The following is a 24,059-nucleotide window of genomic DNA, read 5'->3' as shown; positions in this document are numbered from 1 at the left end:
AAATAAATCTAGAAATAATAAAAAGAGGAGGTGTTTGACGTGGTAGTACTTTATTCGGCACTTGTTATGGGAGTTTTAGGATTGGGATTTGGTCTATTTTTGGCGTATAGTAATGAAAAATTTAAAGTTGAAGTTGATCCAAGAATTGAGTTAATTACAAAAGTATTACCTGGAATAAATTGTGGGGCGTGTGGATATCCAGGCTGTGAAGGATATGCTTCAGCTATTGTAAAAAAAGGTGATGCAATTGACAAATGTCTTCCAGGAAAGAAATCGGGCGTTCAAGAGAAGATAAAGGAAATACTTGAAAAACAATGAAAAAGAATTTAAAAATAGTAGTTTGGCATTTTTCTGGATATAGGCTAGACGAAATTGAGAAAAAACTAAGTAACGATGAAGATGGAGAAAAAAATGATTTGTATTTTAAATTAGAAGATTGGCTTTCAAAGACTGAGAATTTTGTAGTAACCTATTTTGATGAATATTACCCGGAAAATTTAAAAAATGTGTGGAATCCTCCTGTTGTTTTGTTTGGAAAAGGGAAAAAGTCTTTATTATTAAAAAGGAGCTTTTCAATTGTAGGAACACGTATAGCAAGTTCATATGGTAGAAAGGTAGCATGTGAATTTTCTAAAAAGTTGAGTAATTATTTTGTGATTGTAAGTGGAATGGCAATGGGAATTGACGCGATAGCCCATAATTGTGCAAAGGAAACAATTGCGATTTTAGGAAGTGGTGTGGATGTTTGTTATCCTGAAAAAAATAGAAGAATATACGAAAGGTTAATTTTAGATGGTTGTGTTATAAGTGAATATTTACCGTGGAAAAGTCCAAGAAAGGAATATTTTAGAGAGAGAAATAGGATCATTGCAGGTATATCTGAAGGGACTTTGATAGTTGAGGGAAAATTAAAAAGCGGAACAATGATTACTGCAAGGTTTGCATTAGAGTTTGGTAAAGATGTTTTTTGTATACCTGGAAATATATACAATGAAAATGCACAAGGTCCAAATTACTTGATAAAAAATGGCGCATTTTTAGCAACAGGACCAGATGACATACTGGATTATTATATTTTAAGGGGTGTACTGTATGGTAATTGTTGAAAAAGTAGATGAAATGAAAAAAATATCGAGAAGTTTAAATGGGAAATCCATAGGTTTTGTTCCAACGATGGGTTATTTACACGAAGGACATCTTTCATTAGTTAGAGCTGCAAGAAAGGAAAATGATGTAGTTGTAGTGAGTATATTTGTAAATCCGACACAATTTGGTCCAAATGAAGATTACGATAATTATCCTAGAAATTTAGAAAGAGATTTGAAACTTTTGGAAAGTGAAAGTGTTGATTATGTGTTTATTCCTACAAATGAAGAAATGTATGAAAAAGACTTTTCAACATATGTTGAAGAAGTTTCTTTATCTAAATTTTTATGTGGTGCAAAAAGACCAGGTCATTTTAGAGGTGTTTGTACGGTAGTTACAAAATTATTCAACATAGTAAGACCTACGCGTGCATACTTTGGTCAAAAAGATGCTCAACAGTTTCGAGTATTAAGGAGAATGGTAAGGGATTTAAATTTTGATGTTAAATTGAAAGAGATGCCAATTGTTAGGGAAAAAGATGGACTTGCCATGTCTTCAAGAAACATATATTTGACCAAAGAAGAGAGAAAAGAAGCCACAAGGCTTTATAAATCATTGTTAAAAGCTAAAGAGCTTGTTAAATCAGGTGTGGTAGATGTGAAAATAATAAGAGATGAAATGAGAAAAATTCTTGAGCATCCACTTTTGAAAATTGATTATATTGAAATAGTTGATGAGGAAAACCTTATGCCAGTTGAAATAATTGACAGAAAGGTTGTCGTTGCCATTGCAGTATTTGTTGGAAAAGCGAGATTAATTGATAATATAATCATTGGAGGGTAAATGGATGATTTACAAAGTGATATATGGGAATCCGGATGTAAGTAGCGAAGCGGTTGTAAATGAAAAAAAGCTAAAGTTGATAGATCAAGAATATCTGAGAAATGTGATTTTTGATGATTGCCTTTTAAAAAAAGAAAAAGAATATTTGATATTAAGAATAAAGTTAAAGGATAAAAGAGGTTTTTACTTTGGCTTTGGCGATAAAGTTGGGCCTTTAAATAGAAAAGGAAGAAGATATATTTTTTGGAATACAGATGATTTTATTCATCATCCCGGGGCAGAACCTTTGTATAAGAGTTTTCCATTTTTTATTTACATCTCAAAGAACATGAAATTTGGAATATTTACAGATTATCCTGGTTATATGGAGATTGATCTAGATAGTGAAGGTAAAGGGGAAATAGAATTTAAAGTTAGAGGAGAGGGCTTTAATCAATATATTATTTTAGAAGAAAAGGTAAAGAAGATCTTAAAGCAATACCTGTATTTAACCGGTAAAAATGTGGCCTTTCCATTTTGGAGTTTGGGATATCAACAAAGTAGATGGAGTTATTCTTCTCAAAGTGAAGTTTTGCAAATTGCAAAGAAATTTAGAGATAAAAACATACCATGTGATGTTATTTGGTTTGATATCGATTATATGGAAGGGTATAAGATTTTTACTTGGAATAAAGAGAATTTTTCCAATTACAAGTTAATGTTAGAGAAACTTCATAATATGGGGTTTAAAGTTTCGGCAATTTTGGATCCTGGAGTTAAAGTAGAAAAGAATTATGAAGTGTTTGAAGAAGCCAAGGATAGATATTTTTTGAAAGATACTTCAGGGAAAGATTTTGAAGGAGCAGTTTGGCCTGGACGTGTTAGGTTTCCAGATTTTTGTGAAAATAAAGTTAGAAAATGGTGGGCAAGAAAAGTTAATAAGCTTTTGGAAGATGGAATAGATGGATTTTGGAATGATATGAATGAGATTGCAATTTTTGCAAGTGAAAAAGATATAGAGAATGCAAAAGAAAAATTAAAGAATATAAAATTAGAAGATGGAATAAAGGTTGCAAATGTAATTGGAGAAATTGGAGAGATAAAAAAAAGGGGAAGAGGGGATGAAATAGTACATCTTTCGGGAAAGAAACATTATAAGTTGAAAAATGTTTATGGTTTTAATATGATTCGTGCAACATTTGGAGGTTTTCCAAAGAACAAAAGAAAGTTGATAATTACAAGATCAGCGTATTCTGGAGTTCAAAGATATGGAGGAGTATGGACTGGGGACAACCACAGTTGGTGGGAGCATATACTTTTAGAAATTCAAAGAATAAACTCTTTGTCGATGGTTGGCGTTTTTAACTCTGGATTTGATGTTGGAGGATTCGGGGGTAATGTTGAACCAGAGTTAATGGTTAGGTTTATGCAGTTAGGAGTCTTTATGCCTTTGTTTAGGAATCATTCTGCTATTGGAACTAGGAGGCAAGAGCCTTGGAGTTTTGATACAGAATATGAGGAATTATTAAAAGATGTGATAGTTTATAGGTATAAACTAATCCCCTATTTATACACATCCTATATGTTAGGGATATTAGAAGATATACCACTTATTGCCCCAATTTTCTATCATTTTGAAAACGATGAAGAATCTTACCAGGTTTTTGATCAGTTTATGGTTGGAAAAAGCTTATTAGTTGCACCTGTGTATAATCCTGGTGTGACAAAAAGAATGGTTTATTTGCCTAAGAGAGCTTTAAATTTCAACAACAAAATTTTTGTAAGAAAAGGTTGGAATCTTGTGGATGCTCCTTTAAGCAAGATTCCGCATTTTATATTGGATGGTTCTATTGTATTTATGCAAGATGAGGTACAATACTTGAAAAATTCATATAATGATGTATTAACTGCGCACGTAGTAGCTTATAATGATAAAGCTGTTGGATATTTGTATGAAGATGATGGTGAAAGTTATAATTACAAAAAAGGATTATATAACTTATACAAAGTAGTCTACGATAAAGGAAATGTACAGTTTTTAACTAAAAGAAATGGTTTTTTACATAGGAAACGGAAAATTAAATTTAAAATTTACAGAAAGTCTGGTCTGGATGAATTTGAGTTAGAATTTTAGGAGGTGTTTTGATGAAAGATTTTAAAGAATGGAGTAAAGAGTTATTTGGGAGAAAATTAACAGTTCAATATGGAAAAGTTGCTAAACAATCTTCAGGTTCAGCATGGGTTCAATTTGGAGATAGTGTGGTATTAGCTACTGCAAATATTTCAGATAGAGTGATAGAAGGAGTTGATTTTGTCCCGTTAACTGTTGAATATCAAGAAAAATTTTACGCCGCCGGAAAAATTCCAGGTGGATTTATAAAACGGGAAGGTAAACCTTCTGAATCTGCAATTTTATCAGCAAGATTGATTGATCGACCAATAAGGCCATTGTTTCCAAAATATCTGAGAAATGATGTGCAGTTAATTGTAACTGTGCTATCTGTAGATTCTGATACACCACCGGATGTTACTGGTATAATTGCATCTTCGCTAGCTTTGAATTTTTCAAAGATACCGTTTACTGGTATTGTTGCCGGTGTAAGAGTGGGATATGTTGATGGAAAGTTTATTGTTTTTCCGACCGAAGAACAATTAAAAAATAGCAGGTTAGATATTGTAGTTGCAGGAAGTAAAGATGCGATAACAATGGTGGAGGGAGAAGCAAAGGAGATTTTAGAGGAAGAAATGGTGCAAGCATTGCTTGTTGCACATGATGCAATTAAAGAGATAATATCTTTTGAAGAGGAAATTTTGAAAGATATTAGCGTTAAAAAGATGGAAATAGAAGAGCCAAAACCAAAAGAAGAACTAATTCAAAAGTTGGAAAGTTTAATTTTAGAGCAAGAATTAAAGGAAAGATTATTGACCAAAGAAAAATTGGAAAGATCCGCAAGATTAAAAGAGTATAAGGAAGAGGTTATTTCAAAAATTTTTGAAGAATTTGATGTCGATGAGGAGGAAAAAGCAACTCAAGAAATGCTTTTAAAAGAATATTTTGATGAAAAAGCAAAAAGTTTAATGAGGAAAATAATAGTTACAGAAGGACTGAGAGCTGATGGAAGAAAACCAGAGGATATTAGGCCAATTATTTGTGAAGTGGGGATTTTGCCAAGGACTCATGGTTCGGCACTCTTTACAAGGGGAGAAACTCAAAGTTTGGGAATAGTAACACTTGGTGCTCCAATGGAAGAACAAATTGTCGATACTATAATGGAAGAAGGAACAAAACGTTTTATTTTGCATTATAATTTTCCACCATTTTCCGTTGGAGAAGTAAAACCGTTAAGAGGCCCTGGAAGAAGAGAAATAGGTCATGGCCATTTAGCGGAAAGAGCACTAAAAGCTGTGGCACCGGCTGAAGATGATTTTCCGTATGTAATACGTGTAGTTTCTGAAATTTTGGAATCAAATGGTTCTTCTTCAATGGCAACTGTATGTTCTGGTTCTTTGGCACTCATGGATGCTGGAGTTCCAATAAAAACACATGTTGCAGGGGTTGCAATGGGTTTAATCGTAGAAGATGGAAAAGCAATTGTTTTAACTGATATTCAAGGTTTAGAAGATCATTGGGGAGATATGGATTTTAAAGTTACGGGTACAAAAGATGGTATTACTGCGTTTCAGATGGATTGTAAAATAGCAGGAGTGGACGAGGAGTTACTAAAAAAAGCTTTAGAACAGGCAAGAATAGCTAGAATGAAAATTTTGGATATAATGTTTAAAACTATTGAAAAGCCAAGAGAATCCCTATCACCTTATGCTCCTTTAATTGCTAATATAGAGGTAGATCCGATAAAGGTTGGAGAAATAATAGGTCCTGGCGGTAAAGTAATTAAATCTATTGTTAAAGAATTTGGCGTTGAAATATCCATTGATGATACAACTGGAAAAGTTTCAATTTATGGTAAGGATCAAAAGAAAGTAAATGATGCCATTGAATATATAAAAACATTAACTAGAGAAATAGAAGTTGGTGATGTTTTTGAAGGGAAGATTACTAGAATTGAACCTTATGGTTTATTTGTTGAATTAATGCCTGGAAAAATAGGACTTGCACATTCTAGTAAATTGGGAAGTGATTCAAAGGAATTTAGAAAAAAATACAAGATAGGAGATCAAATAAAAGTAGTAGTTGTTAATATAGACAATAGTGGAAGAATTCAATTGGGAAAAGCAGAATAGAGGGATGGAAAATTATGGAAAAAATGGTTTTAAGAAATGGAATTGAACTATATTTTTATCCTGTAGAAGGCGTTAGATCTGCTACTATTGCATTTAATGTTGGGGTGGGATCTGTCTACGAGCCAGAGGAACTATCTGGCATTTCCCATTTTATTGAGCACTTGTCCTTTAGGGGGACAAAGAAATATAATATGAAAGAATTAAAATTAATGGTTGAAGAAGTTGGTGGCATGTTAAATGCGTGGACAGATAAAGAAAACACTGTATATTATGCAAAGGTCCCTTCTTCTACTTTATTTGATGCATTTGATGCGCTAAAGGAGATAGTTTTTTATCCAAATTTTAAGGATGAAGATTTAGAGTTAGAGAGAAGCATAATTTATCAAGAGTATCTTTCTCACAAAGAGGATCCCATGAGTAATTTGTTTGATTTGATGTATCAAAAGGGATTAAGAGGACCGCATTCTAAAACAGTAATCGGCACAGAAGAAACTATTAAAAATATATCGTTAGATGATATTAAGAGATTTCATGAAGAATTTTATACACCGTATAATGTTAAAGTAATAATAGTTGGTTATGCAGATAGAAAGGTATTGGATAAAATAGTTAATGAACTTGAAAAAGTATACGGAAATTTTATTAGAACCATGAAACACAAAAGTGATATAAATCATGGGATTTTGGAAGGAAAGATAATAAAAAATGCAAAACAAGTTCACATATTATACGTAACAAAGGGATTTTCACTTGAAGAGCATGAGAGATATCCAATGATAGTTTTGAATACAATATTAAGTAGTGGTATGAGTTCGTATTTTTTTGAGGAAATAAGGGAAAGGGAAGGATTGGTTTATGATATATTTTCTACTAATCTTTCGCAAAAAAATTGGGGAATTTTTAATATTTATGCGGCTGTGTCTCTAGAAAAAGTTGAAAAGTTTGTAAGAAAAATGTCTGAGGTTATAAGGAATTTTAAATTGACTGATGATATGTTCAATTACGGAAAAAAACGGATGATTGGAAAGTTAGAACTTTCAACTGAAAGCACTTCAACTATTACAAATTTGATAATTGAATATTTAGCGAATGATGTTACTCCTGAGCTTCCGATAGATATTATTAAAAGAATTAAGACTATACAAAAAAAGGAAATAGAAGATGTTTTTGAGAAACTTTTCACTCAACAGTGGTCGTTGTTTTATGTTTCTCCCGAAAAGTTAAATAATCTAAATTTTAGGGGGGAATTCTTTTGATTATATGGAAAAATATTGAATTAGTTGAACCAGGTGAAATTGTTGGTGAGGATGTTTATGATCCTTCGGGGTTTATAATATTGATAAAGGAAGGTTCTGTATTAAAAGAAGGGGATATATATCTTTTAAAAAACCGTGGAGTTAATATTCTTCCAATTTATGTAGAAGAAGTACTAACATCTGAAGATATAGAACCAACAATTGATATGGAATCATATGATAACTTATCTAAAGATTTATCCAATACCTTTGAAGAGGTAAAGAATGGAGAATTAAATGTAAAAAAAGTAGTTAAACACTCAGAGGAAATTATGAAAAAAGTTCTTGAAAAATACAACGAAAAGATTCTTAATTTAATTAGGAAAGATCAAAAACCTTTGGCAAGGCATGCTATAAATACCGGTGTAATATCTTCTATTATTGGAATTAGTTTGGGATTTGATGATGAAACATTGAATAAACTTATAATTTCTGCCATTTTACATGATGTTGCACACGAAAAACCCGTCCGTGATATAATAGAATACTATGATACCCATCCAATAAAAGCAACGGGAATGTTGAGAAAACATTTTAATATGAATGATGATGTTTTACTTTCAATATTACATCATCACGAAAGGTTTGATGGAAAAGGATATCCGCGAAATTTAAAGGGAACATCCATTCCGGTTTTTGCAAGGATACTTTCAATAGCTGATGCGTACGATACGCTTATTAGTAAAGATTTTCCTGGAAAAGCTTTTTCTCCGTATGAGACAGTAAAATTTATAATTTCAAATTCTGGAAAAATGTTTGATCCAAATATAGTTTCAAAATTTGTACAGTATGTTGGTATATATCCTACTGGAACGGTGGTAGAGTTAAGTAACGGAGAAAGAGGTGTTGTAGTGAAAGTTTTATCTGGCCTTATTCCTTTGGTAAAAGCCAATGGAAGGTTACTTGATTTAGTAAAGGAAAAGATATATATAAAGAAAGTAATTAATTAGGAGGGAAACCATGAAAAATTTTGATAGATTAACTCCAAAACAGATTGTGAATGAACTAGATAAGTTTATTGTGGGACAAAATGAAGCTAAAAAGGCTGTTGCTATTGCTATAAGAAATAGAATTCGTAGACAAAAATTACCAGATGAATGGAAAAAAGAAATAACTCCTAAAAATATTTTAATGATTGGACCTACTGGTGTTGGTAAAACAGAAATAGCAAGAAGATTAGCTCAACTTTCTGGTTCTCCATTTTTAAAGGTTGAAGCAACAAGATTTACTGAAGTTGGATATGTTGGAAAAAATGTTGATTCAATGATTAGAGAATTAGTTGAAATAGCTGTAAACATGGTAAAACAAAAAAAAATGAAAGAAGTTGAAGAAAAGGCTAAAAGAAATGTCGAGGAAAGGATTTTAGATGCCATTTTACCAAGTGCAAAAAAACCACAAATCCCATTTGCAAATATTTTTGGGATGCAATTGGAAAAAACTCAAACTGTAGAGGAAAATGTAGATTTTAGAGGTAAAAGAGAAGAATTAAGAAAAAAGTTGAGAAATGGAGAACTTGATAATGATGAGATCGAAATAGAAATTGAAACGGGAAATTCTCCAATAGGTTTTATAGGTCTTCCTGAAATGGAGGATATTGGAATGGATTTATCAAATGTTTTGGGGAATATTTTTCCAAAACAGAAAAAAAGAAGAAAGATGAAAATTTCTGATGCTAAAAAAGTGTTGTTGCCAATAGAAGAAGAAAAACTTATTGATATGGATGAGGCCGTTCAAGAAGCATTAGAACTTGCTCAGAATAGGGGAATTGTATTTATAGATGAAATGGATAAAATTGCGGTAAAAACATCTGGGGGAGGGCAAGATATTTCAAGACAAGGTGTACAAAGAGATCTTTTGCCAATAGTAGAGGGAACGACTATAACTACAAAATATGGACCTGTTAAAACAGACTTTATATTATTTATAGCTGCAGGAGCTTTCCATGTTTCAAAACCTTCGGATCTTATACCAGAATTGCAAGGAAGGTTTCCAATAAGGGTGGAACTTGAACCATTAACTGAAAATGATTTTGTAAGAATTTTAATTGAACCGGAAAACGCCTTAACTAAACAATATCAAGCGTTGCTTTATACTGAAGGAGTACATTTGGAGTTTACTGAAGATGGTGTAAGAGAAATAGCAAAGGTATCGTATAAATTGAACCAAAAATTGGAAAATATTGGTGCAAGGAGATTGTATACAGTACTTGAAAAGATACTTGAAGACGTTTTATTTGAAGCACCAGACATAGAAGAAAGAATTGTCGTAGACAAAGAGTTTGTTAATAAAAAATTGAAGGATATAATAGAAGATGAAGATTTAACTTCGTATATATTATAGGAGGGAGAAAGTGAAGGCATCTGCTAAAAAAAGACTAAAAGAGTCAGTTTTGGCATATTTGTTTTTGTTGCCATCGTTAATTGTGTTAGGTATATTTGTTTTCTGGCCTGTAGGTTTTTCGTTTGTTTTAAGTTTTTTTAAGTGGGATTTTAGAAACATGAAAACCCCTTATTTTAGTGGTTTTGATAACTATTTAAAAATTTTTGAGTATAACTATCCTCCAAAATTTTCTTTTTTGGAGGGGTTAGTTTATTCTATTTCATATATTTTTCTTTCTATAATTTTGATTTTTACGGTTTATGCTTTTGTGAGAATTTGGAAAGATAAGAAGGTTACTATATTTTTTGTTAATATTTTTGCTATTGTATTGGCATTTTTAATATTTTTTAAATTGAATTCCTTTATTTTGTTTTTAGATATAGCTTTAGCTGTAGTTTTGTTTTTGAATTTAAAAAACAAAAGTTTGACGAAATTATTTAAAAATTTTGCTTGGATTAATGTTTCGGCTATAATTGTTGTGTATGTTTTGCTTGAAACAAGTAAATTTAATCAAAATGGATTATTTATGTTTTTTATGGATGCAAAGGATAAGAATTTGTTTATGAAAGCTCTAGTTAATACGTTTTATTACGTTATTTTAACAGTTCCTATAACACTTTTGTTATCGTTGATAGTAGCCGTTTTATTAAATTCAAATGTAAGATTTAGGGTGTTTTTTAGAACGAGTTATTTCATTCCTTTTGTTACATCCGTAGTAGCAGTCTCATTGGTTTGGAAGTGGATTTTTAATGACGAGTTTGGACTTTTGAATTACTTTTTGTCTTGGTTTAATATAGAAGGAATAATGTGGTTAAAAGATGAAAAGTGGACAATTCCAACTATTGCGATTGTATCAATCTGGAAGCAGATAGGTTATGATGCAATTATTTTCTTGGCTGGACTTCAAAATATTGATCAATTTTATTACGAAGCAGCAGAGGTTGATGGTGCAAATTCTTGGCAAAAATTTTCAAAAATTACGTGGCCTTTACTTTCACCGACTACGTTTTTCCTATTAATTGTTTCAATGATTGGTGCTTTTAAGGTTTTTGCACAAGTTTATGTTTTATACGACGGGTTACCTGGTCCGTACAATAATAGTGGTATGACAATGGTGTATTATGTATTTGATTTATTTTATAGGCAACAGAGAATGGGAATTGCCAGTGCAGCTGCATATTTATTATTTGCGGTTATATTGATATTTACTGCAATCCAATATAAAGTTGGAAATAAAGTTGTAGAATACGTATCGTGAGGTGAAAGTGATGAAGAAGTTGATAATATATTTATTACTTTCAATAGGTTTTGTTGTAATGATTATGCCTTTTGCATGGATGATAATAACATCTTTTAAAATGCCTAGTGAAGTTCAACAATGGCCTCCAAAATGGTATACCAAGAACTTTTTCAGCAAAAGAGATGTTAAAGTTGAAACAAAAATAGGTGCAGTAAGGACTTTAAAGGGTATTAGTTTGAGCGAAGCTTTAAGTTTTACCTCTTCAAAAGAAGAGGACAATGTTTTAAACATTTCAGTAGAAGATGATCCATTCTATAGAGGAGTATTAACAATAGATATAAAAGGATTTGATTATATAGAAAGATTATCCAATTCGCAATTTCAAAATTGGTTGAAAAATGTAGATATTCCCATAGAAATACAATATGATACACCTGAAAATTTTTTTGAAGAAGTTTTTTTGTACTTTAATAGTGGTTCAAAACCGTATTTTAATAGATTAGAATATATTTCAAATTTGACTGGAAAATTTGATTCTGCAATTTCTGGAATAAGTTTAATTTCCAAGTTTGTTAATAGAAGAATAAAAGATAAAAATGAACAGGAAAAATTTAAAGTATTTTTAAATTCAATGAAGGAACAATTATTTTCAACAAAAGAGATAATAAAAAAATATAAAGCGGGGAAATATTTGGTATTGGAAAATGATGAAATAAAGAATATTTATGATATTTTATCTGGTTTAGATTTAAATTACAATGGAGAGAATGTTTTAAATAAGGTTTATAACAATAAAGTAGTGGATGTTATAAAATCAGAAATGAAAATTTTGGAGTTTTATTTAAAAGTATACGATTATTTTAAGAATATTCAAAGTAAAGTTGTAAACTCTTTAATAGTTGCAAAAGTAATGTCAAAAGACGAGAAATATGAGCTTTTAAAAAATGAAATTTCAAAAATTAACAATCCAATATTGGAGGAGATATTAAGCGAAAAAGATCTAAAGGATCTACCTGAAAAATTTTCCAAAAAAGTTGACAAATATTTTATGAATGAATATGCCATTAGTATTTCACAACTTAATAGTTTAAAAAGTTTAATAGTAAGTTATAAAAATCTTTTGATTGAAAAGAATATAGATTATACAGATATTCTTAAAAGCGGTAATTTTAATGATTTAAAATGTGTGTCTGATGAAAGATTAAAAGATAGTAATACTTATAAAATATTTATTTCTAAGTTGGAAAACATATCATCTAAGATAAGTAATTTAGATAAATTCTTAAAGGAATTAATGTTGTATACGGATTATGTTGATGAGGTAAGAAGAGTTTACAATAACTCAATGAATGCATGGAAAATAATAAAAGCTCCAGAATTTGTTAAAAACATTAGAGTTAAAAATGGGGAAGTAATAGAAATTGAACTCTCAAATGTTTCACCTATATACCTTAGTGATGATAATTTAAAGATGGTAAGCTTGAAATTTTCTTTTGGAGAGGTTATAAAGAATGTTTTTCAAAATTATGTTGATGCCTGGAATTCAGCTCCATTTGGAAGATATTACTTAAATACGGTTTTTGTGGCAACTGCAACAACGGTGCTTGAAGTAATACTTGCATCAATGGCGGCTTATGCATTTTCTTGGATGAATTTCCCAGGAAGAAATTTAATATTTGGAATCTTTTTAGCTACAATGATGGTTCCAGGTGAGGTATTACTTGTTCCAAACTTTATAACTGTTTCTAAGTTTGGGTGGATAGATACGTATTATGCATTAATAATTCCTTGGATTGTAAGTGTATTTGCTATATTCTTAATGAGACAGCATTTTTTAGCAATTCCAAGAGAATTATTTGATGCTTCTAAGATTGATGGTTGTTCTCATTGGAAGTTTTTATGGAAAATTGTGGTACCATTAAGTAAACCTGTAATTATTACCGGTGCTTTGTTGAAATTTGTCGGAAGCTGGAATGGATTTTTATGGGTATTAATAGTTACAAATTCTGATAAGTATAGAACTCTTCCAGTTGGATTGCAAAATTTTAGTTCGGATGTTGGAACACTTTATAATCAATTAATGGCTGCAGCAACATTTTCAATACTACCAGTTATATTGTTGTTCTTATTCACACAACAGTACTTTGTTAGAGGAATTGCAAGAACAGGATTAAAATAATTGAAAAAGGAGGGAATGAAATGAAGATTTTTCTCGATACAGCAAAGATTGACGAAATAAAAAAGGGAGTGGAATGGGGATTAGTTGATGGAGTAACAACAAATCCTACATTAATTGCAAAAGCTGGTACTCCTTTTAAGGAAACTATTAAAGAGATATGTCAGATCGTTCGAGGGCCTGTTTCTGCTGAAGTAGTTTCATTAGATTGGCAAGAAATGGTAAAAGAAGCAAGGGAACTTGCAAAAATTGATGATTACGTTGTTGTAAAAATTCCTATGACCCCTGATGGGTTAAAAGCTGTTAAGATTTTATCAGCAGAAGGTATAAAAACTAATGTTACACTAGTTTTTAGTGCAAATCAAGCATTGCTTGCGGCGAAAGCTGGTGCTACTTATGTTAGTCCATTTGTAGGAAGAATGGACGATATAGCTAATGATGGAATGGGAATTGTTGATGAGATTATTACCATATATTCTAATTATGGTTTTGAAACTGAAGTAATTGTTGCAAGTGTAAGACACCCCAAACATGTTTTAGAATCTGCATTAATGGGAGCAGATGTTGTTACAATTCCTTTTAATGTTCTTGAAAAGTTGTTTCATCACCCTATGACAGAAATAGGTATTAAGAGATTTTTAGATGATTGGAAAAAATATCAAACAGGAAGGTGAGGATTTTGTATAGGACGCATAATTGTGGAGAATTAACAATTAAAAATAAAGGGGAAAAAGTAGTACTTGCTGGATGGATAGAGCGTATAAGAGATCTTGGGGGAATAAAATTTATAATTTTAAGAGATAGGTATGGGAAAACACAATTGGTGGTAAGTCCCAATTCGTCAGCGTATAAAGTTTCTCAAAAGCTAGGTAGGGAATGGGTAATTCAAGTGAAAGGAAAAGTATTGGAAAGGCCAAATGAAACAAAAACAGACATGCCAACTGGTGAAATAGAAATAGATGTTGAAGAAATAAATGTTTTGTCTAAAGCAGAGATACCACCATTTTATCCAGGAGAAAAGGTTTCTGAAGATTTAAGGTTAAAGTATAGATATATAGATTTGAGAAATGGTGAAATGCAAAGTAATTTAATAATTAGACACAAAATGGCGCAGACTGCAAGAAATTTTTTGAATGAACATGGTTTTGTTGAAATTGAAACACCATATTTAACTAAAAGTACTCCCGAAGGAGCTCGGGACTTTCTTGTGCCTTCTAGACTACAAATGGGAAAATTTTATGCTTTGCCTCAATCACCTCAGTTATTTAAACAGCTTTTAATGGTTTCGGGTTTTGATAGGTACTATCAATTTGCAAGGTGTTTTAGAGACGAAGATTTAAGAGCAGATAGACAACCTGAGTTTACTCAAATTGACATTGAAATGTCTTTTATGGAAATGGAAGATATTTTGTGTTTAATGGAAGACTTTGCAAGAGAAGTTTTTAAAAGTGTAGGAATAAAGTTACCGGAAAAGTTCGATAGATTAACATACGATGAAGCAATGGATAAATACGGTAGTGATAAACCAGACAGAAGGTATGGAATGGAGCTTATTGACTTTACAGAATATTTTAAAGAAACAGATTTTAGGGTAATAAAAAATGTAATAGAAAATGGTGGATACGTTAAAGGATTTATTACAAGTATTCCTATTAGTCGAAAAATAGCATCTGAATTTGAAGAATATGTAAAGCAATTAGGCTTAGGTGGATTATTGTGGTTTAGAGTTGAAGATAAAATAGTATCACCGACAGCGAAGTTTTTGTTGAAAAATTACGAAAAAATTGTAGAAAAGTTTAGATTAAAAAAAGAACAAGTGGTATTACTTGCGGCTTATGATGATAAAGAAGTGCTTAATGGTGCACTTGGTTCGTTAAGATTAAAAATTGGAAAAGAATATTTTAAAGAGTTGGAAGAAGGGTATGATGCACTATGGATAGTTGATTTTCCGTTTTTGGAATGGAACGAAGAGGAAAATCGTTATGTAGCAAGGCATCATCCATTTACAATGCCTAAAAATTTGGAACAAAAATTGGATGAAATAAAAGCTTATGCATATGATATGATAATTAATGGAGCGGAAGTAGGCGGAGGAAGTATAAGGATACATGATAGTGATATTCAGAAAAAAGTTTTTGAAATAATAGGTTTAACTGAAGAAGAGGCCAACGAAAAATTTGGGTTTTTCTTAGACGCATTAAATTTCGGAGTTCCACCACATGGAGGAATAGCATTTGGTTTTGATAGGATGGTTTCAATTGCTGCTGGTGTTAATTCAATAAGAGATGTTATTGCATTTCCAAAAACTACAAGTGGAACATGTCAACTTACAGGTGCACCGTCATTTGTTGAAGAAAAACAATTAAAGGAATTATCAATTGAAATTTATAAAGGAGGTATAGAAAATGAGGAATACGAAGGTTGAATTTCTAAATGAAGAAAAGGCATTAATTGCTAAAGTATATGGAGATATTGATGCATATCATTCAGCAGATATAAAGAAGGAAATTAGAGAAAAAATGATTTCATCAGATAAAGAAAAGATTATCATTGATCTTTCTGAGGTAAATTACATAGATAGTGCAGGTTTAGGGAGTTTGGTTGCAATTTTAAAAGATGCGAGAATGAATAATAAATTGTTGTATTTAATGTCTCCCAAACAATCTGTTATGAGAGTTTTTGAAATGACAAGATTAGATAAGGTGTTTAATATTATTTCAAGTATTGAAGAAATTTAGGTGATAGAATGCCATGTAGAATAGCAATAGATGGACCAGCTGGTTCTGGAAAGACGACTATTGCAAAATTACTTGCAAAAGCTTTAGGTATCTTTTACTTGGATACTGGAGCTATGTATAGAATTGTTGGATTGTATTTGGAGAAAAGTAATGTTAGTAATGATGAAGAAATAGAAAACAAATTAAAAGAATTAAAGTTATCTTTTTCGAATGGAGATTTTTTTCTTAATGGAAAAAAAGTTGGTGATGAAATTAGAACACCTGAGGTTGGAATTTATGCCTCTAAATATGCTAAAAATGAAATTGTAAGAAGATATCTTACAAGGCTTCAAAGAGAGATTGCGGAAAATGAAAATATAGTAGTGGAAGGAAGAGATATTGGAACTGTTGTTTTACCAGATGCAGAAGTAAAGATATTTCTTGTTGCCACACAAGAAGCCAGAGCAAAAAGAAGGTTTAAGGAGTTGACAGAAAAGGGAGTAGAAGTAACATACGAGCAGGTATTAAATGAAATAAAATTAAGAGATAAACAAGACTCTGAAAGGAATGTTGCACCTTTGAGAAAGGCCGAAGATGCTGTATTAATAGATTCAACGGAGTTTTCCATTGAAGAAGTAGTTCAAAAGATATTAGAGGTGGTTAAAGAAAAATGCAAATCATTGTGGCAAAGGGAGTAGGTTTTTGTTTTGGAGTAGAATACGCAGTAAATAGGGCCGAGACTCTTTTAAAAAGTGGTGTAAGTGTCTGGACGGATGATGATATAGTTCACAACAAATTTGTTATGAAAGAATTAAATGATTTGGGTTTGTCAAAAACTTCTGGAGATATTTTTTTGGTTAGAGCACACGGACTACCCAAATATGAGATTAAAAAATTAAATAAAAAGTACAAAATAGAAGATCTTACGTGTAGGATTGTTAAAAATTTATTTAAAACTGTTTCAAAGTTGGAAGAAGAGGGGTATAAAGTAGTTGTTTTTGGGAAAAAAGAACATCCAGAGATGAAGGCGCTAAAGAGTTATTGTACTGATGCTATCATTACAAAAGATCCTGTAATGGTCGTAGGGGAAAAAATAGCTGTTGCAAGCCAAACTACCATGTCGTATTCAGATTTTAATCTTTTTGTGGAAAAAGTAAAAGAAATGTCTAAATTTGAAGAGCTTAAAGTAATAAATAGTATATGTAATATAACATATGATAGAGAGATCGAAACACAACAATTATCAAAAATTGTGGATTTGATGGTTGTTGTTGGTGGAAAACACAGTTCTAATACAACTAAGCTTTATAAGATTGCAGAAAAGTATACCAATGCTATTCATGTTGAATTTCCTGAAGAGATAAAATTCATACCCAAGGGGGTAAAAAAAGTTGGAATAATAAGTGGTACATCTACACCGAAAGAACTAGTTGATAAAGTGGTAGAGAGATTAAAAATATTAGGAGGGATGCTGCAAATGGATGGAAATTTTGAAAAACTTTTAGAGGAGTATTTGTACACAGATGTTAGAAGAGGAGAAGAAGTAGAAGCAACTGTTTTAAGAAAAAATGACACGGAGCTTTTTGTGGATTTTGGTTGGAAGGGTGAAGGGATTGTAGATTCCAATGAACTTGTAAAAGATTTGGATGAATATAACATTGGCGATAAAATTACATTATTATTGTTAAAAAAAGATGAGGAAAATGGGACGGCGTATTTATCAGAGAGAAGAATCTATTTGAAAAAAATTAGAAAAATCTTGAAGGAAAAGTTTGAAAAAGGTGAAAAAGTTACAGGAAAGATTATTTCAAAAGTTAAAGGAGGATATAAAGTATTAATTGATAATGTTTTAGAAGCATTTTTACCAAAGAGTGAATCTATGATATTCGATGATAATATACCGGAATACAAGTGTGAGTTTAGGATTATAAAATTTGAAGATAAAAGAAGATTAAACATTGTACTTTCAAGAAAGGCGTTAGTGGAAGAACAAGTGAAAAAATTTTTCAATGAGAGAAAAAGCGGAGATATTGTCGAAGGTATAGTGAAGAAAATTGAAAAGTTTGGAGCGTTTATTAGGATTAGCGAGGGTATTGAAGGATTGTTACCAAATTCGGAAATTTCTTATGATAATGAAGTAAATGCTTATGATGTATTGAGTGAAGGGCAAAGCGTTAAGTTATATTTAAAAGAAATTGTTCCGGAAAGAAAAAAGATAATTTTGAGTTTAAAGGAATTACTTCCAAATCCATGGAATAACGTTGAGAAAAAGTATAAAGTAGGAGAAGTGGTTAGTGGAAAAGTGAAAAAGATAATGCCATATGGTCTTTTTGTAAATCTTGAACCAGGTATTGATGGATTTGTGCATATTGACGACGTATTTTGGGGAAGGAGAGGGGATTTAAAAGAGTTAATTTCGGAAGGAGATTTTGTGAAATTAGTTGTAAAAGAGGTGGATAAAGAGAACAGGAAAATAAGGTTAAGTTATAAAGAAGTAAAGGGTGATCCATGGAAAAATATTGAAGAAAAATATCCAGTTGGAAATGTTGTAACTGGTGTTGTTAGAGTTATTTTTGAGAAAGGAATAATAATAGATATTGAGGAAGGGATAAGTGGATATTGTCCTATTTCAGAAATTTCATGGAAATACATAAAAACTCCAAACGAAGTTGTAGTTGAAGGTGAAAAGGTAAAGGCCGTTGTGACAGAACTTGATAAAGAGAATAGAAAAATGAAATTAAGCGTAAAAAGAGTGGAGCAAAATCCATGGAAGCTGTTCAAAGAAAATCACAAAGTGGGAGATGTAGTAAAAGTTAAATTAACGAAGGAATTGAAAAAAGGCTATATTGGTGTTGTTGAAAATGTTGAAATTTATATACCAAAGTCGGATGTAGATTCAACTGTCAATATAGGAGATGAATTAGAAGTAAAGATTATTGGTATTAAGGAAGATGGAGAAATTTTAAGGATTATTGCAAGCGAGAAAGAAAAAGTAAGTGAGTCTTTAATAGAAGAAATAAACAATGAAGCAGAGAAGGAAAGATTTAGTTCCATTGAAAGGAAGGTAAAAAATGGCGACAGTTTTAATAGTAGGGAAGAGTAATGTTGGAAAATCAACACTTTTTAATAAATTAATAGGTAGGAAAAAATCAATTGTAGATAATAAAGAAGGTGTTACAAGAGATGCGGTTAGTGACCGCGTCTCTTATTTTGGGAAATATTTTAGATTAATAGATACATGTGGAATTTTCGAGAGACCAGAAGATATCATATCTTCCAAGTTAAAAAATTTAACTTTGGATATGTTAAAAGAAGGAGATCTCGTTTTATTTGTGCTTGATGGAAAAAATGGATTAACCTCTGAAGACTATCATCTTGCGGATTTTTTAAGAAAATCAAATTCTGATGTATTGTTGGTGGTTAATAAATCTGAAAATGAAAAAAAAGTTTTGGTAAATTTATCGGATTTTTATAGCTTAGGATTTGGTGAACCAATATTTGTTTCAGCAGAACAAGGAAAAAATATTGATAATTTAGTTGAAAAAATCATTGAGAAGTTGGAAGAAAAAGGAAAAAATTTAAGTGAAGAAGATAATAATAATGATTCTATAATTAGGGTAGCGTTAATTGGAAGGCCAAATGCGGGAAAATCAACATTATTTAATAGTATATTAAACAAAGAAAGAGTACTTGTTACTCCTATACCTGGCACAACAAGAGATGCAATTGATGAGTTAATAGAATTTAATGGCCAAAAATATCTATTTATTGATACAGCTGGATTAAGAAGAAAATCCAGAGTTGAATACAAAAGTATTGATATGTACAGTAATGTGCGGGCTATAAGAAGTGTTGAATTAGCCGATGTTGTTGTGTTAGTTATAGATGCCATCGAAGGTATCACACACCAAGATCAAAGAATAGCAGGGATTGCTGAAAATAGAGGAAAGGCAACTGTTGTTGTTTTTAATAAGATAGATCTTGTGGAGAATTTTAATTTTAGAAAAACGGAGTTTATTGAACATTTTAATGAAAAGTTATATTTTATTAATTATAGTCCTGTGGTATTTGTAAGTGCTGCAAAAAACAAAGGAATAAAAAAATTAATAGCTGCAATTAATGAAGCATATACTTCGTTAAATTACAGAGTTAATACAAGTGCAGTAAATGCTGCTATACAGAGAATGGTTATGTTTTCACCACCACCAAGAGGTTTAAAGATATTTTATGGTGCGCAGGTAGACGTAAGACCTCCAACATTCTTATTTTTTACAAATGGGAAAAAAGTTCCAGAATTTTATCAAAATAATATTAGAAATACTATTCGCGAGAATGTCTATCCTTTCAATGGGGCACCTATATTTTTGAAATTCAAAAATAGGCATTAGGGGGGATATTATGAAAAAGATTATATTACTTGGGATTTTATTATCTATAAGTGTATTTTCCTTTAAGGTTATAATGGTAACGGATGTCGGTGGATTAGGTGATGGATCCTTTATGGATGGAACTTGGTCTGGTATTGTTAAAGCGTGTGAAGAGTTTGGTATTGAGTATGAAGTTATACAGTCAAAGGAACAAGGAGATTATGTAAGCAATTTAAGTAAGGCGGCAGAACAAGCAGATGTAGTTTTCGCTGTAGGTTATTTAATGTCTGATGCATTTTATAAAGTTGCGCAACAGTATCCTGATACATATTTTGTTGGAATAGATTTTGATAACGGTACAGAACTTTCAAATGTTATGACATTTACATTTAAAGAACAAGAGGGTAGTTTTTTAACTGGATATCTTGCTGCTGGAATGACAAAAACTGGAAAAGTCGCGATTATTGGTGGAATTCCTATTCCACCTGTGAAGAGATATGAAATTGGATTTAGGGCGGGAGTTAAAGCATTCAATCAAATTCATAACACAAATGTTGAAGTGAAGGTTGTGTATGCAAATTCATTCACAGATCCAAAAAAAGGAAAAGAATTGGCGCAGGCATTAATTAGTGAAAAAGTAGATATTATTCAACAAGCTTGTGGAGGAACCGCATTAGGAATTATTGAAGCAGTCAAAGAAGAGGATCAAAAATTAGTAAAATCGGATAATTTAAAAGACTTGATTGATTATTTCTACAAAAATGGCGGTTATTTTATGTTAGGTGGTGATGTTGAGCAAGAGCCACAAGCACCTGGCTATATTTTAGCAAGTGCTATTAAAAGGGTTGATGTTGCAAGTTATTTAGCTGTTAAAATGGCGTATAATGGAGAATGGGTTCCTGGAAATACGGAATTGGGAATAAAAGAAAATGGTGAAGGAATTAGCAATATGATATTTACCAAGGGGATAGTTCCTGATAGTTTGATTTGTGAGATAGAATATCTAATAAGTTTAATAAAAAAAGAAGAATTTATAATTCCATCATCTGAAGAAGAGCTTAATGGAATGAAAATAAAAATTAAGTTTTAAACGGTGATAAAATGTTAAAAAAAATGAGTTTTTGGTTTTGGTTTATGATTATTGTTGGAATGATAATTTTTCAATTTTTGTATTGGTATTTTTTTAAGGGAAATTCTTATGCATTTCTTTATTCTTTAAAGAATGCTTCACACGAGGTTATTACACAACAATATAAGCCTTTAAATTTATACCCTTTAAATGAAGATGCACTTTCTAAAAATACTTTAAAGTATATAAAATCAAAGGGATTGAATATTATAGTTGGACCTAATTTTAGTACTACTGGATTTAGAATATTCAAATTTTTAGAAGATTACGATCTTGTTGCAATTTCTCCAAGTATAACATCGACTAAATTGTTAATGAGTACTAATAGAATTTTTTCAATAGTTCCCACTAATGAGTATCAAATAAATGTAATTATAAAATTTTTGAAGAATAATGCATCAAAAAATGTTTTAGTGATATTGGATCCATTTAACAAAGAATACTCAAGAGAATTTTTAAAAATCTTAAAAGAGTTTAATGGAGAATATGCATATTTTTATTCCATTAAAACTTTTTCTAAAGACATAAGTAAATATGATTCAATTGTAATTACGCTTGAACCTAAAGGGGCTATCGATTTTTTAAGTTATTTTGCGCCTGATTTTAGTGGAGTAATTGTTGCATCTGATGCCGCAATTGATGAAGGGTTGGATAGTTTGCCAGATTTTAAAAATATATATGTTGTAACTTTTGGGTTTAAAAGTTACAATTGGTCAAATGAAGCCATTTATATAATATTTAGAATGCTTTCAAAGCATAAGTTTATTTCTACCAACCAATTTGTTAATTTTTATTTGAGACATGAAATTGGTAGAGGAATGTATTTTAACGATGAAGGATTTATCGAAAAAAATATTAGTATAGTAAATTTTTCAAAGTATAGAAAGGAGAGTTTAATATTTGAAGGTAAATAGGAGATTATTATTTTTATTCTATTTTATATTGTTGATTTTATTGGTTATAACGCTTAATTACTATTTAAAGATAACTTTAAAAGATTCTAGTAAGGTGTTTACAAAATATTTTGATAATTTATTACTCAACAAACAATTTTTAGTTGCAAAGTTAGATGAAAACTTTTTTGATAAAGAAGCAAATAAAAATTTGAAAGGGATATTAACTGAAGGGCCAAATAAATATATCAAAGGAATATATTTTAGAATTGATACGTTAAAATATGTGGAAAAACATGGAGACCAATATTTCTTATATGAAATCCCGTTGAACTTGCTTAATTTAAATGTACAAGCTATTAAATATTATGATCTTATTGTTGATGATAAGGTTGTTTGTTCGTCAGAACCTTTAAAAATTGGAAGCAAATATAAAAAATCATTTTTCGAAGAAATTTCAAAATCAAATTATGGATTTACTTTTGTAGTAGGATATAAGGCGGCTTTCGTTATGAAGTTGAATTTTCTTGTGACAATAATTTTTACCATTGGTTTCGTCTTGTTTTATTATTTATTTTATATTGAAAAAGGAAGATCTGAAAAAATGGAAAATGTTGTAAAAAATTTGAATATGGAATTAGAGAAGATATATGATAGTTTTAAAAAACATAAGAGGCTATATGAGTTTGGTAGTTCTCCTACTAATTTAGAAAATGTTAGTAAGCTGCAAAAAACTATTAAAAATATTTTTGAAGAGTTTAGAAAGATATTTAGTGAATACGAAAAAACTGCAGAAATTTTAGAATCTACAATGGCAGAGCTTGAGGAAACCAATGCGGAATTGATGGAAAAAAATCTTCAAATTATTTCAGCTCTTGCCGAGGCTGTTGAAATAAAAGATTCAGTTACCGGAAATCATTCAAGAAATGTTATGGATTTTTCCCTACTTTTGGCAGATAAAATGGGAATTAAAGAGCCTGCGGAAATTGAAGCAATAAAATATGGAGCGATTTTACATGATATAGGTAAGATAGGTATTCCAGAATATATATTAAATAAGCCCGGAAAATTAAATGATGAAGAATTTGAAATAATGAAAAAACATACAATTTATGGTGAAAAAATAATTAAAACTATACCGGGTTGGTCTCTTGTCGGTGATGTAATTAGACATCACCATGAAAATTGGGATGGGAGTGGTTATCCAGATGGGTTAAAAGGGCAAGAGATTAGTTTACGAGCTCAAATAGTATCGATTGTGGATGTTTTTGTTGCTCTTACCGAAGATAGACCATATAGAAAAGGACTTTCAGTTGAAAAATCTTTGAGTATAATGAAAGATATGGTTGAAATTAAGTTTTCATCGAAGTTATTTGCACAATTTTTAGAAGTTTTAAAGGAAAGAGGATATATAAGTGGGAGTGTTTCAAAAATAAGAGGAAGTGGTTCAAAAATAAAAGGGGAGATGATATAATCTCCCCTGATATGAGAAGAACTAACATAAAGAAAATACTCAAACTTGTTAAAAAATTTTACAACAATATTTTACCACAACTTCCTCAAAAATCTACCTCCAAAGGTAGACCTAAGAAATACCCAGACGCACTAATTCTTTCCTTAGCAGTTTTAAAAGAACTGTTTGCTCTTTCGTTTAGAGAGACATTAGAAATGGGAGCATTATACTTTAAGAGAGTTCCATCTCTTAGAGATTTT

General features: G+C 30.8%; 19 protein-coding genes and 1 pseudogene. All 20 read left to right on the top strand.

Going from position 1 to position 24,059, the window contains the following annotated elements; genetic code table 11:
* The first annotated feature begins 39 nt into the window (after window positions 1–39).
* Window positions 40–318, top strand: a complete 279-nt coding sequence (locus AS157_RS04415; protein WP_077289995.1) for an RnfABCDGE type electron transport complex subunit B — start codon at window positions 40–42, stop codon at window positions 316–318.
* Entirely contained in the window at window positions 315–1,106 is a 792-nt protein-coding gene (dprA, locus tag AS157_RS04410) for a DNA-processing protein DprA (RefSeq protein ID WP_077289996.1), read from the top strand. Before AS157_RS04415 ends, dprA begins: the two co-directional genes overlap by 4 nt.
* Window positions 1,093–1,929 carry a pantoate--beta-alanine ligase gene (gene panC / locus AS157_RS04405; RefSeq protein ID WP_077289997.1) on the top strand — a complete coding sequence of 279 codons (837 nt, stop codon included), beginning with the start codon at window positions 1,093–1,095 and terminating at the stop codon, window positions 1,927–1,929. Before dprA ends, panC begins: the two co-directional genes overlap by 14 nt.
* A gap of 4 nt (window positions 1,930–1,933) precedes the next feature.
* Window positions 1,934–4,042: a TIM-barrel domain-containing protein gene (locus AS157_RS04400; RefSeq protein ID WP_214494976.1), complete on the top strand. Its 2,109-nt coding sequence runs from the start codon at window positions 1,934–1,936 to the stop codon at window positions 4,040–4,042.
* 11 nt (window positions 4,043–4,053) lie between these two features.
* Window positions 4,054–6,150, top strand: coding sequence for a polyribonucleotide nucleotidyltransferase (locus AS157_RS04395; RefSeq protein WP_214494975.1), 2,097 nt, complete (start codon window positions 4,054–4,056; stop codon window positions 6,148–6,150).
* A gap of 14 nt (window positions 6,151–6,164) precedes the next feature.
* On the top strand, window positions 6,165–7,406 hold the full coding sequence (locus tag AS157_RS04390) for a M16 family metallopeptidase (protein ID WP_231450403.1): 1,242 nt from the start codon (window positions 6,165–6,167) through the stop codon (window positions 7,404–7,406).
* The gene (locus AS157_RS04385) at window positions 7,403–8,395 is read left to right on the top strand and encodes an HD-GYP domain-containing protein (RefSeq protein ID WP_077290000.1); all 993 of its coding nucleotides are present in this window, start codon (window positions 7,403–7,405) and stop codon (window positions 8,393–8,395) included. The genes AS157_RS04390 and AS157_RS04385 overlap by 4 nt, the downstream gene beginning before the upstream one ends.
* A gap of 10 nt (window positions 8,396–8,405) precedes the next feature.
* Window positions 8,406–9,785, top strand: a complete 1,380-nt coding sequence (gene hslU, locus AS157_RS04380; RefSeq protein WP_077290001.1) for an ATP-dependent protease ATPase subunit HslU — start codon at window positions 8,406–8,408, stop codon at window positions 9,783–9,785.
* Between the two features lie 10 nt (window positions 9,786–9,795).
* Complete coding sequence (locus AS157_RS04375; protein ID WP_077290002.1) at window positions 9,796–11,082, top strand: carbohydrate ABC transporter permease; 1,287 nt, start codon at window positions 9,796–9,798, stop codon at window positions 11,080–11,082.
* Between the two features lie 10 nt (window positions 11,083–11,092).
* Window positions 11,093–13,243: a carbohydrate ABC transporter permease gene (locus AS157_RS04370; RefSeq protein ID WP_077290003.1), complete on the top strand. Its 2,151-nt coding sequence runs from the start codon at window positions 11,093–11,095 to the stop codon at window positions 13,241–13,243.
* Window positions 13,244–13,263: 20 nt separating this feature from the next.
* The gene (fsa, locus tag AS157_RS04365) at window positions 13,264–13,914 is read left to right on the top strand and encodes a fructose-6-phosphate aldolase (protein ID WP_075666593.1); all 651 of its coding nucleotides are present in this window, start codon (window positions 13,264–13,266) and stop codon (window positions 13,912–13,914) included.
* A 5-nt stretch (window positions 13,915–13,919) separates the two neighbouring features.
* Entirely contained in the window at window positions 13,920–15,665 is a 1,746-nt protein-coding gene (gene aspS, locus AS157_RS04360; RefSeq protein WP_077290004.1) for an aspartate--tRNA ligase, read from the top strand.
* Entirely contained in the window at window positions 15,646–15,978 is a 333-nt protein-coding gene (locus AS157_RS04355; RefSeq protein WP_077290005.1) for an STAS domain-containing protein, read from the top strand. The genes aspS and AS157_RS04355 overlap by 20 nt, the downstream gene beginning before the upstream one ends.
* A gap of 8 nt (window positions 15,979–15,986) precedes the next feature.
* Window positions 15,987–16,655, top strand: a complete 669-nt coding sequence (gene cmk, locus AS157_RS04350; protein WP_077290006.1) for a (d)CMP kinase — start codon at window positions 15,987–15,989, stop codon at window positions 16,653–16,655.
* On the top strand, window positions 16,628–19,060 hold the full coding sequence (locus AS157_RS04345) for a bifunctional 4-hydroxy-3-methylbut-2-enyl diphosphate reductase/30S ribosomal protein S1 (RefSeq protein ID WP_077290007.1): 2,433 nt from the start codon (window positions 16,628–16,630) through the stop codon (window positions 19,058–19,060). The genes cmk and AS157_RS04345 overlap by 28 nt, the downstream gene beginning before the upstream one ends.
* A complete protein-coding gene (der, locus tag AS157_RS04340; protein ID WP_077290008.1) occupies window positions 19,029–20,345 on the top strand; it encodes a ribosome biogenesis GTPase Der in 1,317 nt (438 codons plus the stop codon). The genes AS157_RS04345 and der overlap by 32 nt, the downstream gene beginning before the upstream one ends.
* Before the next feature lie 10 nt (window positions 20,346–20,355).
* Window positions 20,356–21,414 (top strand): BMP family lipoprotein, encoded by a 1,059-nt coding sequence (locus AS157_RS04335; RefSeq protein ID WP_077290009.1) that lies wholly within the window; start codon window positions 20,356–20,358, stop codon window positions 21,412–21,414.
* A gap of 44 nt (window positions 21,415–21,458) precedes the next feature.
* A complete protein-coding gene (locus AS157_RS04330) occupies window positions 21,459–22,367 on the top strand; it encodes an ABC transporter substrate-binding protein (protein ID WP_214494974.1) in 909 nt (302 codons plus the stop codon).
* Entirely contained in the window at window positions 22,354–23,820 is a 1,467-nt protein-coding gene (locus AS157_RS04325) for an HD-GYP domain-containing protein (RefSeq protein ID WP_214494973.1), read from the top strand. The genes AS157_RS04330 and AS157_RS04325 overlap by 14 nt, the downstream gene beginning before the upstream one ends.
* An 11-nt stretch (window positions 23,821–23,831) precedes the next feature.
* Window positions 23,832–24,059 (top strand): annotated as a pseudogene (locus AS157_RS04320) (hypothetical protein); the annotation flags it as partial.

Origin of the sequence: Thermosipho sp. 1244 (assembly GCF_018588215.1) — a bacterium.
GTDB classification, from domain to species: domain Bacteria; phylum Thermotogota; class Thermotogae; order Thermotogales; family Fervidobacteriaceae; genus Thermosipho; species Thermosipho affectus.
This window is presented reverse-complemented; position numbering and strand designations above follow the sequence as displayed.